This is a genomic window from Pseudomonas sp. IT-P74 (assembly GCF_949768175.1).
In the GTDB taxonomy this organism is placed as follows: domain Bacteria; phylum Pseudomonadota; class Gammaproteobacteria; order Pseudomonadales; family Pseudomonadaceae; genus Aquipseudomonas.
Genome location: NZ_CATKQD010000022.1, coordinates 218,791 through 231,954, shown reverse-complemented (window position 1 = coordinate 231,954; position 13,164 = coordinate 218,791). Strand labels below are relative to the sequence as shown.

The following is a 13,164-nucleotide window of genomic DNA, read 5'->3' as shown; positions in this document are numbered from 1 at the left end:
TCGTATATGCGCAAGTGTCTGGATCTAAAGGGGCAAAAAGCTGGCACGGGACTTGATGAGGTAAAGCACCTTCAGGAGTACGCACAATGTTCAACTTCTTCAGCAACCCTCGGAACGTTCTTCAATGGTCGAGCCGTATGCTCGGCGCGTATCGCCTGAGCCGTTTCCCGGCCCGAGTGGTGGCTTGATGCGCCGGCTAGCCGTTGCACCGGTCTTCAGCCTGGGCTTTCGACCCTTCTTTCTGGCCGGGGCCGGGTTCGCGGCCCTCGCCATCGCGATCTGGGCCTTGTGGCTGTACGGCCGCTTGCCCGGAGCGCAACCGGTGGGCGGCATGCTCGCCTGGCATCGCCATGAAATGCCTTTCGGATTTACCACGGCCATCATTGCCGGGTTCCTGCTCACGGAGGTGCCCAACTGGACTGGTCGGCCTGGGCTCAAGGGCTGGCCGCTGATCGGCCTGGTGCTTATGTGGCTGCTGGGGCGACTGGCCTGGTGCCTGCCGATACCGGCACCCTTGCTGCTGGCCTTGCAGGTTCCGTTTCTGCCGCTGTTGGCGTGGGTGTTGGGGCGCGATCTGCTGGCTGCGGGCAAACGCGAGAATTATCCGATTCTGGTGATGGTGATGCTGCTGGCCGGGTGTCAGGCGTTGACGTTGTTGGGGTTCGCCGTTGATGACGCCAATCTGCAACGCCATGGCGTGCTGGCCGCCTTGTGGCTGGCGGGCGCGCTGATGAGCGTGATCGGCGGGCGGGTGATTCCGTTCTTTATCCAGCGCGGCTTGAACCGTCCCGCAACGCCTGCTGCCCATCCGTTGCCGGGCAAGGTGTTGCTGATCGGCGCCATGCTGGCGGCGCTGTCTTTTGCCGTCGGTTTGAATGACGTCCCACGGGTGTGGCTGGCGCTGTTGTTTGCGCTGATCAGCGGTTTGCATCTGCTGCGGTTGTGGCGCTGGCATGATCACGGTCTGTGGCGCGTACCGCTGCTGTGGTCGCTGTATCTGGCTTATGCCTGGCTCGCGGTGGCAACGCTGGCCATGGCGCTGTGGCACCTGGGCTGGACGCTGCAACAAAGCCTGGCCACCCATTCGCTGGCCGTCGGCGGTATCGGCGGGTTGGTTCTGGCGATGATCGCGCGGGTCAGCCTGGGGCATACCGGGCGTTTGTTGCAGCCGTCCAAGGCGGTCGTTGCTGGGTTTGCCCTGTTGTTGCTGGCGGGTGCGTGTCGAGTGTGGCTGGTGCCTTTTTCCGGTCAGGGTCTGGCGCTGTCGGCGTTGCTGTGGTGTAGCGCTTTTGGTGTTTTTGTCTGGCGCTACACCGGCATTTTATTGGGGCCGAGGCTCTAGCGAAGACCTTCAGGGCCGCCCTTCGAGGCGGCTTTTTCATGACCGGTGGTCGATGCACCAAGGCCTGCCGGCAAATTTGCGCTTAGCTGAAGGGGTAACCCGAGGCGCGCGCAGGTTCTACAAGGCCGCAGCGACGCCCCTTCAGATCACCCTGAGTCTGAGGAACTGCGCCATGCTGACCCTGAACATCAATGGCCAGGATCAGGAGCTGGATGTCCCCGCCGACATGCCGCTGCTCTGGGTCTTGCGTGATGTCGCCCACCTCACCGGCACCAAATTCGGCTGTGGCATAGCCCAATGCGGCGCCTGCACCGTACACGTCGATGGCGCACCGCTGCGCTCGTGCATCACACCGGCCACGGCCGTGGCCCATGGGCAAAAGATTCTCACCATCGAAGGCCTTTCCGCAGACGGTTCGCACCCGGTGCAACAGGCCTGGGCGGAACTTGATGTGGTTCAGTGTGGCTACTGCCAGTCCGGGCAGATCATGTCGGCGGCGGCGTTGCTGGCGAAGATTCCAAAACCGACCGACAGCGACATCGATCAGGCGCTGTCCGGCAACATCTGCCGTTGCGGCACTTACCCGCGAATTCGCGCGGCGGTCAAACGCGCCGCCGAGCTGGGTTGAGGTGGCCATGAACAGCATCAATACGTTATCGCGTCGTGGTTTTCTCAAGGGCAGTGCCATGCTGGGCGGCGGGCTGGTGGTAGCGTTTGCCATGCCCGCCGCCCACCGTTTCGCCATGGGCGCGGAGAACCAGGGCAACGTGTTTGCGCCTAATGCCTTCCTGCGCATTGGCAACGACAACAGCGTCACCGTGTTGCTCGGCCACTCGGAAATGGGCCAGGGCATCTGGACCGGCCTGACCATGCTGATCGCCGAAGAACTGGACGCCGACTGGACGAAGATCCGTGTCGAGCATGCCCCGGCTTCGGCCGCCGATTACGGCCTGCCTGGCTTTGGCGGAATGCAGATCACCGGCGGCTCGACCTCGACCTGGATGGAGTTCGACCGCTATCGCCAGGCCGGCGCGGCGGCGCGCTTGATGTTGATCGACGCAGCGGCCAAGCGTTTCAACGTTGCGCCATCCGAGATCCGTACCGAATCGGGGGTGGTCATTGCCGGTGAGCACCGTGCCACCTATGGCGAATTGGCCGATGACGCCGGGCAATTGCCACGGCCGGACCCGGCCTCGATCACACTCAAGGACGCGAAAGACTGGCGGCTGATCGGCAAACCCACCAAGCGTATGGACACGCCGGAAAAAATCACCGGCCGGGCGAAATTCGGCATGGACGTGCAGTTTGACGGGCTGATGACTGCGATGGTCGCCCGTTCGCCCACCTTCGGCGGCAGCGTCAAATCCTTTGAAGGTGCCGAGGCGCTGGCGATTCCGGGCGTGCACAAAGTGGTGCAAGTGCCGACCGGCATCGCGGTGATTGCCGATCATTTCTGGGCGGCGAAGCTGGGGCGCGATGCGCTGAAAATCGAGTGGAATCCGGGGCCGAACGCCGGGCTCGACAGCCAGGCGCTGTTGGAAAACTTCCGCAAACTCGCCACCACCCCCGGCATCAATGCCGGTCAGGCGGGGGATACCCAGGCGGCGCTGGCGAAAGCGACCAGGAAGATCGACGTTGAATACAGTGTGCCTTATCTGGCCCACGCGCCGATGGAACCGCTGAACTGCACAGTGAGCATCACCCAGGACAAATGCGACATCTGGACCGGCACCCAGTTCCAGACCCTGGACCAGATGGTCGCCGGGAAAATCACCGGGCTCAAACCCGAACAGGTCGAGATCCATACCGAGTTTCTCGGCGGCGGCTTCGGGCGCCGGGCCAATCCGACGTCGGATTTCGTCAGCGAAGCGGTGTACGTCGCCAAGGCCGCCGGTGCACCGGTGAAAACCGTGTGGGCGCGGGAGGATGATATCCGCGGCGGCTATTACCGCTCGGCGTTCCTGCACCATGCGCGTATCGGGCTGGGTGCTGACGGGCTGCCGCTGGCCTGGAAGCATGTGATGGTCGGGCAGTCGATCATGGCCGGGACCTCGCTTGAAGCGACCATGGTCAAGGACGGCATCGACAAAACCTCCGTCGAAGGCGTGGCCGACAGCCCTTACTTCGAAGGCTTGGCCAATCACCAGATCGAACTGCACTCCCCGAAAACCGGTATCAGCGTGTTGTGGCTGCGTTCGGTGGGGCACACCCACACCGCGTTTGTCATGGAGTCGTTGATCGATGAGCTGGCCACGGCGGCCGGCAAGGATCCGGTGGAATACCGGCGCACCTTGCTCAAGGACCATCCGCGTCACCTCGGTGTGCTGAACCTCGCGGTGGAGAAGGCCAACTGGACGGCGCCGCTGCCGGACGGCCACGCCCTGGGTGTGGCGGTGCATGAATCGTTCGGCAGCTACGTGGCGCAGGTGGCCGAGGTGTCCCAGGACAACCTCGCCATCCGCGTGCACCGGGTGGTGTGTGCGGTGGACTGTGGCATTGCGGTGAACCCACAGAGCATCGCCGCGCAGATGGAGTCGGGCATCGCTTTTGGCCTGAGTTTCGCCTTGCACAGCAAACTGACGCTCAAGGACGGGCAGGTGGTGCAGTCCAACTATCATGACTATCAGGTGCTGCGGCTCAACGAAATGCCGGTGGTCGAAGTGCATATCATGCCCAGCAGCGACAAACCCGGCGGTATCGGCGAAACCGGTGTACCACCCACGGCGCCGGCGGTGGCCAACGCGGTGTTTGCCTTGACCGGACAGCGCCTGCGGGAGCTGCCGTTGCAGCTGTCGGGGGTGTGAGATGAAACGACATCACTGGTTGCTTGGGGCGTTGATCCTGATCGTTCTCGTCGCCTACGCATCCCGTGTGTTCGCCGATGACCGCGAGGCCTTGCAGGCGTTCGACACTGTACAGAAGGTCTTCCAGAGTCCCCGTTGCCAGAACTGCCACATTCCCGGGGATTCGCCGCTGCAGTTCGATGCCGGCGTACCCCACGCCATGAATGTCGTGCGGGGCATGGACGGCAAGGGCTCGGCCGGGTTGCCCTGTGCGACGTGCCATGCGCAAAGCAATCCGCCGGCCAGTTACGGTCCCCACGCGCCACCCGGGGCGCCACACTGGAGCCTGCCACCGGCAGCGCAACGGATGGCCTGGATCGGCCTGCCCGCCGATCGGCTGTGCGCGATGATCAAGGATCGCTCCAGCAACGGCGATCGGGATTTCGCCGCGCTGATCAAGCACGTCAGCGACGACAAGCTGGTGCTGTGGGGCTGGAACCCCGGCGGCAATCGCGCGCCGGTGCCGGTGCCCCACGATATCTTCGTCGCCCGGTTCAAAACCTGGGCCGATGCAGGAGGGCCGTGCCCGGTGGCGGGTAGCTGACCAGCGGCGCGCTTGAAGGGAGTCAATGCGGGTGTGGGCGACTCTAACGTACATACCTGCCAAGGAGTGAACGATGTTGATCTCAGGCAAAACGGGCAAATCGGGCCGATCAGCCAACCCGTTGCTCACGCCACAGCAAGAACGCGAACGGCTGCGCGAACTGGCTCTCCAGGCCGAGCGAGAACTGGCCGGCGTGCAGATGGCGAGCATGGACGAGCTGACGCTACTGTCCAATCGCCATGGTTTCACCGAGCTGGCCCGGCTCGGGCTGGACGCCTGTCGGGAACTGGGGACGTCGGCGACGCTGCTGTACTTCACCCTCGATGAATTCAAACTCATCTGCTATCTGTACGGTCGGGCCAAAGGTGACGATGCGCTCAGGACGTTCGCCGATGTCCTGCGGATCGGCTTTCGTGAAAACGATGTGATCGGACGTCTCGAAGGCGACCGGTTCGTGGCGCTGCTGACCGGTTCCAGCGCCGTGGAGATTGCGGCGATCAAGGTACGGCTCAATGAGATGCTCGATGAGCGCAATGCCACGGCGCATCGCAGTTATGACATTCGCTTCAGTGTTACCCAGGTCGAATATGACCCCGTTGTTCATGACTCAGTCGAGGAGCTACTGGGGGAGGCCGAGCGGCTGATGAGCCGTTAGGGCTGCGTTGTATTGGCGGGCCTGCTCGCGAAGGCGTCAGTCCGGACAACGCCCTTGGGTTGCGTGCTGCTTGCATCGGTGCGCTGACACGCTATGTGCCAGCAGGACAGTTTTTTGGCTCGTGAAGACGGTTGAACTGTCATTTATGTCAGTAGTTATCGTTTCCCCATTACCTCAAAGTGATTTGTCACCAGATAAAAATCTGACATTTCAGAGGATGGGAACATGACTGCACAAGCTAAAAAAACACCAAAAAAGGCGGGTGAGCTGGATGAGAGCTTTGCCGAAAAGGGTTTGATCAATATTCCAAGCGAGAGCCATGGCTCGACTCGATGTGTTGTTGAAACGCGGCAAGGGAAACTGGTTTACGTCGTCTACCAGGGTCGTGCTTGTTGGTTGCGTCGAGCGATGGCTGATGGCTCAGACGATCCTGGGTTCGGCCAACAGGAAGGCGTTACAAAATGGCAATTTGAAGTAAACACAGAAGCCAGACCCACACAACTATTGGCTCAAGCCGATGGCAAGCTCCTGTTGATCGGCTCAACGGGCAGCGACCCATTCATGAGGCGTGTCGCTGTAACGCGATTCAATGAAAACGGCACCCCGGATTTGATCTTCGGCACAAAGATTCTCCCGTTTCCGGTTGATCCCGTACCCCCGGAGCATGCCCTGACCACTCCAGCTCCGGTGGGATGCATCAGTGCTGATGGTCAACTTCTGCTGGCTTCCGGTTATTTGTTGAGTTCCTTGACTGGCTCATTTCGAGAGGAGGTGGGATTGCTGCATCGATTTGATGCGTCGGGCGAGCCCGACCTGGATTTTGGAACACGCAAAGTGCGATTCAACGGCGAAAATTCGACGATCCAGAGTGTCGATATCTTGTCTGACAATCGCATTGTGGTATTCGGAAGTCTTGATCGTCCGGATCAAGGCCAGTCCAACCCAAGGTCTGCGTTAGCTTGCTATACACCCAAAGGCGAGCTGGATCGGACGTTTGCGACGGATGGGTATTGGGAAGCAGGCGACTCCAGTCGTCAAGGCCAGATGCAGGTGTATGAAGACAAAGTGATTTTTTCATCGAGCAGAACGATCGATGATGTGGATAACCTTGTAGTGAACCGCCTGCTGGCGGATGGCTCCGTAGATCTGTCGTTTAACGGTGGAGTAGCGGTATTGATCGATCTAAAGGTACCTTCCGTTTTTCCCATGTCCATTGCTGTGCAGTCAGACAGGAAAATCGTGGTTGCCGGTATTACTTTTGATGGTCAGCAAGTGTTGTTCTGGCTGCGTATTAGCGAAGCGGGTGTAGTCGATAAGGGCTTCGCAGATCAAGGAGTGTCCAGATATGCCGAAGGCTATTTGAGTGACGGCATTGTTCAGCGTGAAAGTGGCCGAATCATCTTTGCCGCTGATCTGGGGCCGTACCTTGGAGAGAAGCACCCTAAAGTCATAGGGGTTCAAAGTTGATGTTGATCACATGGTTTTGGTAAAAAAGCCGCCTTGATAGGCGGGTTTTCTAGCTGACCGAAGATTACTCTTCGATGGTGACGTTGCGGGCTACGGCGCATCATGGTTATGACATTCGGTTCAGTGTTACCCAGGTCGAATATGTCTGGTCACTACAAAACCCTGTGGGGGCTTGCCCGGGAAGAGACCCGAACAGGCATCACAACTTTCACTTGGCAAACAACTGCCCGATATCCTTGAACGCCTTGAACTCCAGCGCATTACCGCAAGGATCAAACAGAAACATCGTCGCCTGTTCCCCTACCAGCCCCTGAAAGCGAATCCCCGGCTCGATCACGAAGCGTGTTTCCAGTGACTTCAGCCGCTCGGCCAGAGCCTCCCATTCCGCCATCCCGAGCACCACGCCAAAATGCGGCACCGGCACATCGTGACCATCGACGGCATTGGTGTGTGCGGCTTCTTGTGAAGGACTTTTCGGTGCCAGGTGAATCACCAGTTGATGGCCGAAAAAATTGAAATCCACCCAGTGGTCGCTGGAGCGGCCTTCCTCCAGGCCAAATACCTCACCGTAAAAGTGCCGAGCGGCAGACAAGTCGTAGACCGGAATGGCCAGGTGAAAAGGGGACAGTTGCATCGGGCGTACCTCGGTGGTGGGTGGGCGTGTGTTGAGTTTATCTCTGTGCTTTTTGATTGAAAGACGATAATTTTTGCAGCGAGCTCAAATTATTTCGATCAATCGAGGTCGCCATGCTGCGAGAACTGAAAACCTTTATCGCCGTGGCGCGTTACGGCACCTTCGCCGCGGCCGGCATGCACATCGGCCTGACGCAATCGGCGGTCAGCGCGCAGATTCGCAACCTGGAACAGGCCCTGGGCATCCGTCTGTTCGACCGCACCGGTCGTCAGGCACTGCTCAATGCGGCGGGGCAGCGAGCGTTGCCGATGGCCAGGGAAATGCTCGAAACCTTCAGCCGCATGGCCGTCAGTGACGATGTCACCGAGTACCGTGGCGAACTGAAAATCGGCGCGGTGGCGACCGCCCAGACCGGGCTGCTGCCCCAGGCATTGTTGAAATTGCGCCAACAGGCGCCCTTGCTGGAGCCCAAGCTGGTGCCCGGTGTGTCATTGAACCTGCTGAGTCAGGTGGACACGGGAGAAGTGGACCTGGCGATCCTGATCAAGCCACCGTTTGAGTTGCCCAAGGAATTGTCCGCGCAGGTGGTTCGCCGAGAGCCGTTCGTGCTGATCGTACCGACGGATCTGGACGGTGATGATCCGCTACAGCTGATTGCGGAGTACCCGCATGTGCGCTACGACCGCAATTCGTTCGGCGGGCGGCTGGTGACGCGGTTTCTGCGCGAACAGAAGATCGAGGTGCAGGTGGCGCTGGAGCTGGATGAGCTGGAGGCGATTGTGAAAATGGTCGAGTGTGGCTTGGGGATTTCTCTGCTGCCCGAGGCGGGGTTGTGGCTTGAGCATGGGGCCAGGGTGCGAGTCATCCCCTTGGGCGAGTTGACGTTCTATCGGGAGATTGTGTTGTTGCAGCGGTACAGCCAGCGAATGCAGCCGATTCAGCAGTTGTTTGCGCAATGCCTGACACAACACTAACCCTGTAGGAGCGAGCTTGCTCGCGAAGGTCGTCAACGATAACGCGCGCAGTCTGGATGAGCGCGGCGTGCCCGGGTTTTTCGCGAGCAAGCTCGCTCCTACAGGAGGACGGCATCGGCCGGAAATCGCAGGCATAAAAAACCCGCCAAAACAGGCGGGTTTTTTTTGGCTGACCGAAGATTACTCTTCGATGCTGCCCATGGCCGTGGTGTTGAAGCCACCGTCCACGTACATGATTTCACCGCTGATGCCGGACGCCAGGTCCGAGCACAGGAAGGCGCCGGCGTTGCCGACTTCGTCGATGGTGACGTTGCGGCGCAGCGGGGTTTGCGCTTCGTTGGCAGCCAGCATCTTGCGGAAGTTCTTGATGCCGGAAGCGGCGAGGGTGCGGATCGGGCCTGCCGATACGCAGTTGACGCGAGTACCGTCCGGGCCCAGGGAGCCGGCCAGGTAACGTACGCCGGCTTCCAGGGAAGCCTTGGCCATGCCCATCACGTTGTAGTTCGGCATGGTGCGCTCGGCGCCCAGGTACGACAGGGTCAGCAGGCTGCCGTTGCGGCCTTTCATCATTTCGCGGCCGGCCTTGGCCAGGGCCACGAAGCTGTAGGCGCTGATGTCGTGAGCGATGCGGAAACCTTCACGGGTGGTGGCTTCGGTGAAGTCGCCGTCCAGTTGGTCGCCCGGGGCGAAGCCCACGGAGTGCACGATGCAGTCCAGGCCGTCCCACTTCTTGCTCAGCGCTTCGAAGACCTTGGCGATTTCTTCATCGCTGGCCACGTCGCACGGGAAGCACAGCTCAGGACTCGAACCCCAGCCTTGTGCGAACTCTTCGACACGACCCTTGAGTTTGTCGTTCTGATAAGTGAAGGCAAGCTCAGCGCCCTCGCGATGCATGGCGGCAGCGATGCCGGATGCGATGGACAGCTTGCTGGCGACACCGACGATCAGTACGCGCTTACCGGCGAGAAAACCCATGTGTTGCTCCTCTTTCAGGTTATTGCGCAGTGGCCGGAGCCAAAAAAGCGGCTTCCAGCAACTGCTGTGTATACGGATGTTGGGGGGCGGCAAAAATGCTTTGCGCGTCTCCCTGTTCGACCACTTGGCCATGCTTGACCACCATCAACTGGTGGCTCAGCGCTTTCACCACAGCCAGGTCATGGCTGATAAACAGATACGTCAGGTTGTACTTGCTTTGCAGTGAACGCAAAAGCTCCACTACCTGGCGTTGTACCGTGCGGTCGAGGGCCGAAGTCGGCTCGTCCAGCAAAATCAACGCCGGTTTTAACACCAATGCCCGGGCAATGGCGATTCTCTGCCGTTGCCCGCCGGAAAATTCGTGGGGGTAGCGGTGCCGGGTTTCCGGATCCAGACCTACCTCCCTGAGTGCCGCAATGATCGCTTGTTCCTGTTCCGCCGCGGTGCCCATCTTGTGGATTCGCAGGCCTTCGCCCACGATGTCGTTCACGCACATCCGCGGGCTCAGGCTGCCGAACGGGTCCTGAAACACCACTTGCATCTCCCGCCGCAGCGGCCTGACCTGTTGTTGCGTCAGACAGTCCAGCGGCTGGCCTTCAAAGCGAATGGCGCCTTTGCTGGCGATCAACCGCAAAATCGCCAGGCCCAGGGTCGATTTGCCGGAACCGCTTTCTCCCACGATCCCCAGGGTCTGGCCCTGGGGCAGGCTGAAATTAATGCCGTCGACCGCCTTGACGTAATCCACCGTGCGCTTGAGCAGGCCTTTCTTGATCGGAAACCAGACTTTCAGGTCCTCGACCGCCAGCAAGGGCGGGCCGATCACGTTGCTTGCAGGCTTGCCACCAGGCTCCGCTGCCAGCAGTTCCCGAGTGTACGGATGCTGCGGCGCGCGGAACAGTTCTTCGCACGATGCCTGTTCGACGATGCAACCTTGCTGCATGACACATACGCGATGCGCAATTCTTCGCACAAGGTTCAAATCGTGGCTGATCAGCAACAACGCCATGCCCAAACGAGCCTGAAGTTCCTTGAGCAGTTCGAGGATTTTCAGCTGAACGGTCACGTCCAGCGCGGTGGTCGGCTCGTCGGCGATCAGCAGCTCCGGCTCGTTGGCCAGGGCCATGGCGATCATCACCCGCTGGCGCTGGCCGCCGGACAACTCGTGGGGCAGGGCCTTGAGGCGCTTGTGCGGCTCGGGGATGCCGACCATCTCCAGCAACTCCAGGGTGCGCTTGGTCGCGACCTTGCCGGTCAGGCCCTTGTGGATGCCCAGCACCTCATTGATCTGCTTCTCGATCGAGTGCAAGGGATTGAGCGAGGTCATCGGCTCCTGGAAGATCATCGCAATCCGGTTGCCGCGAATGTGGCGGATGGTTTTTTCTTTCAGGTCCAGCAGATTCTGCCCGGAATATACGATGGTGCCGGACGGGTGCCGGGCCAGCGGGTAGGGCAGCAGGCGCAGGATCGAATGTGCGGTGACCGATTTACCGGAACCGCTCTCACCGACCAACGCCAGGGTTTCACCGCGCTTGATGTCGAAGCTGACGCCTTCGACCGCCCGCTGGCAGCGGTTGCCGATGACAAAGTCGACGGACAGGTCGCGCACTTCGATCAGATTGTTCTGATTCATTTCACTTCCTCGGGTCGAAGGCATCGCGAGCGGACTCGCCGATGAACACCAGCAGACTCAACATCAAGGCCAGCACGGCGAAGGCGCTGATGCCCAGCCACGGCGCCTGCAGGTTCGATTTGCCCTGGGCCACCAGTTCACCCAGGGACGGACTGCCCGCCGGCAGGCCGAAGCCGAGGAAGTCCAGGGCGGTCAGCGTACCGATGGCGCCGGTGAGGATGAACGGCATGAAGGTCATGGTCGAGACCATCGCGTTGGGCAGGATATGGCGGAACATGATCGCACCGTTCTGCATGCCCAGGGCGCGGGCGGCGCGTACGTATTCCAGATTGCGCCCGCGCAGGAATTCGGCGCGCACCACGTCCACCAGGCTCATCCATGAGAACAGCAGCATGATCCCCAGCAACCACCAGAAGTTGGGTTGCACGAAACTGGCCAGGATGATCAGAAGGTACAGCACCGGCAGTCCGGACCATATCTCCAGGAACCGCTGCCCGGCCAGATCCACCCAGCCGCCGTAGAAACCCTGCAAGGCGCCGGCGATCACGCCGATGATCGAGCTCAGCACGGTCAGGGTCAGGGCGAACAGCACCGAAATGCGGAAGCCGTAGATCACCCGGGCCAAAACGTCGCGGCCCTGATCGTCGGTGCCCAGCAGGTTGTCCGTCGAGGGCGGGGCTGGAGCGGGGACTTTCAGGTCGTAGTTGATGCTCTGGTAGCTGTAGGGAATCGGCGCCCACAGCACCCAGGCGTCCTTGGCCTTGAGCAGTTCGCGGATGTACGGGCTCTTGTAGTTGGCCTCCAGCGGAAACTCGCCGCCGAAGGTGGTTTCCGGGTAGCGTTTGAGTGCCGGGAAGTACCAGTTGTTGTCGTAGTGCACCGCCAGCGGCTTGTCGTTGGCGATCAGCTCGGCGCCCAGGCTTGCGCCGAACAGGATCAGGAACAGCCACAGCGACCACCAGCCACGCTTGTTGGTCTTGAACAGTTCGAAGCGTCGGCGATTGAGAGGGGACAGGTTCATCTCAATGCTCCCGGCTTTCGAAGTCGATGCGCGGATCGACAAAGGTGTAGGTGAGGTCGCCGATCAGTTTCACCACCAGTCCCAGCAGGGTGAAGATGAACAGCGTGCCGAACACCACCGGGTAATCGCGGTTGATCGCCGCCTCGAAACTCATCAGCCCGAGGCCGTCGAGGGAGAAGATCACCTCCACCAGCAACGAGCCGGTGAAGAAGATGCCGATGAGGGCCGCGGGGAAGCCGGCGATCACCAGCAACATGGCGTTGCGGAACACATGGCCGTAAAGCACGCGGTGGTTGGTCAGGCCCTTGGCCCTGGCGGTGATCACGTACTGTTTGTTGATCTCGTCGAGGAAGCTGTTCTTGGTCAGCAGGGTCATGGTCGCGAAGTTGCCGATCACCAGCGCTGTCACCGGCAGCGCCAGGTGCCAGAAGTAGTCGAGGATCTTGCCGCCCATGCTCAGTTCATCGAAGTTGTTCGAGGTCAGCCCGCGCAAGGGGAACCAGTCCAGGTAACTGCCGCCGGCGAACACCACGATCAACAGGATGGCGAACAGGAACGCCGGGATCGCATAACCGACGATGATCGCCGAACTGGTCCAGACGTCGAAGTGGCTGCCGTGCCGCTTGGCCTTGGCGATCCCCAGCGGGATCGACACCAGGTACATGATCAGCGTGCTCCACAGCCCGAGGGAGATCGACACCGGCATCTTTTCCTTGATCAGGTCGATGACCTTGGCGTCGCGGAAGAAGCTGTCGCCGAAATCCAGGGATGCATAGTTCTTGACCATGATCCACAGGCGTTCCGGCGCCGATTTGTCGAAGCCGTACATGTGCTCGATTTCCTTGATCAGCGCCGGGTCCAGGCCCTGGGCGCCGCGATAGGCGGAGCCTGCCACCGAGACTTCGGCACCGCCGCCGGCGATGCGGCTGGTGGCGCCTTCGAAGCCTTCGAGCTTGGCGATCATCTGTTCCACCGGCCCGCCCGGGGCAGCCTGGATGATCACGAAGTTGATCAGCAGGATGCCGAACAGGGTCGGAATGATCAGCAACAGTCGCCGAAAAATGTACGCCAGCATCTGA

At 60.6% G+C, this 13,164-nt stretch carries 12 protein-coding genes; 7 read left to right on the top strand and 5 right to left on the bottom strand.

The genetic code is table 11. The annotated features are described in order from the left end of the window. Positions 1-187 precede the first annotated feature (187 nt). From ACM6J5_RS14925 to ACM6J5_RS14900, 6 genes are all read left to right on the top strand, one after another. Positions 188-1,342, top strand: a complete 1,155-nt coding sequence (locus ACM6J5_RS14925) for an NnrS family protein (protein ID WP_414928836.1) — start codon at positions 188-190, stop codon at positions 1,340-1,342. Positions 1,343-1,514: 172 nt separating this feature from the next. Further along, positions 1,515-1,970 carry a (2Fe-2S)-binding protein gene (locus ACM6J5_RS14920; RefSeq protein ID WP_057715045.1) on the top strand — a complete coding sequence of 152 codons (456 nt, stop codon included), beginning with the start codon at positions 1,515-1,517 and terminating at the stop codon, positions 1,968-1,970. Positions 1,971-1,977: 7 nt separating this feature from the next. Beyond that, positions 1,978-4,146 (top strand): molybdopterin cofactor-binding domain-containing protein, encoded by a 2,169-nt coding sequence (locus tag ACM6J5_RS14915; protein ID WP_414928835.1) that lies wholly within the window; start codon positions 1,978-1,980, stop codon positions 4,144-4,146. Between the two features lies 1 nt (position 4,147). Continuing rightward, on the top strand, positions 4,148-4,729 hold the full coding sequence (locus tag ACM6J5_RS14910; RefSeq protein ID WP_414928834.1) for a hypothetical protein: 582 nt from the start codon (positions 4,148-4,150) through the stop codon (positions 4,727-4,729). A gap of 73 nt (positions 4,730-4,802) precedes the next feature. Continuing rightward, positions 4,803-5,384: a GGDEF domain-containing protein gene (locus ACM6J5_RS14905; RefSeq protein ID WP_150672959.1), complete on the top strand. Its 582-nt coding sequence runs from the start codon at positions 4,803-4,805 to the stop codon at positions 5,382-5,384. A 225-nt stretch (positions 5,385-5,609) separates the two neighbouring features. Then, positions 5,610-6,851: a hypothetical protein gene (locus ACM6J5_RS14900; RefSeq protein WP_414928833.1), complete on the top strand. Its 1,242-nt coding sequence runs from the start codon at positions 5,610-5,612 to the stop codon at positions 6,849-6,851. A 208-nt stretch (positions 6,852-7,059) separates the two neighbouring features. On the opposite strand, the gene ACM6J5_RS14895 is transcribed toward ACM6J5_RS14900, so the two are convergent. Next, positions 7,060-7,485, bottom strand: coding sequence for a VOC family protein (locus ACM6J5_RS14895; protein WP_414928832.1), 426 nt, complete (start codon positions 7,483-7,485; stop codon positions 7,060-7,062). 113 nt (positions 7,486-7,598) lie between these two features. Here ACM6J5_RS14895 and ACM6J5_RS14890 point away from each other — a divergent pair, with 113 nt between their 5' ends. Then, complete coding sequence (locus tag ACM6J5_RS14890) at positions 7,599-8,459, top strand: LysR family transcriptional regulator (protein WP_414928831.1); 861 nt, start codon at positions 7,599-7,601, stop codon at positions 8,457-8,459. Positions 8,460-8,639: 180 nt separating this feature from the next. Here ACM6J5_RS14890 and fabI read toward each other — a convergent pair whose 3' ends face one another. The 4 genes from fabI to ACM6J5_RS14870 are packed head-to-tail and all read right to left on the bottom strand — an operon-like array spanning position 8,640 to position 13,160. Beyond that, on the bottom strand, positions 8,640-9,434 hold the full coding sequence (gene fabI / locus ACM6J5_RS14885; protein ID WP_095146575.1) for an enoyl-ACP reductase FabI: 795 nt from the start codon (positions 9,432-9,434) through the stop codon (positions 8,640-8,642). Positions 9,435-9,453: 19 nt separating this feature from the next. Beyond that, the gene (locus ACM6J5_RS14880; protein WP_414928830.1) at positions 9,454-11,064 is read right to left on the bottom strand and encodes an ABC transporter ATP-binding protein; all 1,611 of its coding nucleotides are present in this window, start codon (positions 11,062-11,064) and stop codon (positions 9,454-9,456) included. 1 nt (position 11,065) lies between these two features. Beyond that, a complete protein-coding gene (locus ACM6J5_RS14875) occupies positions 11,066-12,085 on the bottom strand; it encodes an ABC transporter permease (RefSeq protein WP_095946071.1) in 1,020 nt (339 codons plus the stop codon). A gap of 1 nt (position 12,086) precedes the next feature. Beyond that, positions 12,087-13,160 (bottom strand): microcin C ABC transporter permease YejB, encoded by a 1,074-nt coding sequence (locus tag ACM6J5_RS14870; protein WP_414928829.1) that lies wholly within the window; start codon positions 13,158-13,160, stop codon positions 12,087-12,089. Positions 13,161-13,164 lie beyond the last annotated feature (4 nt).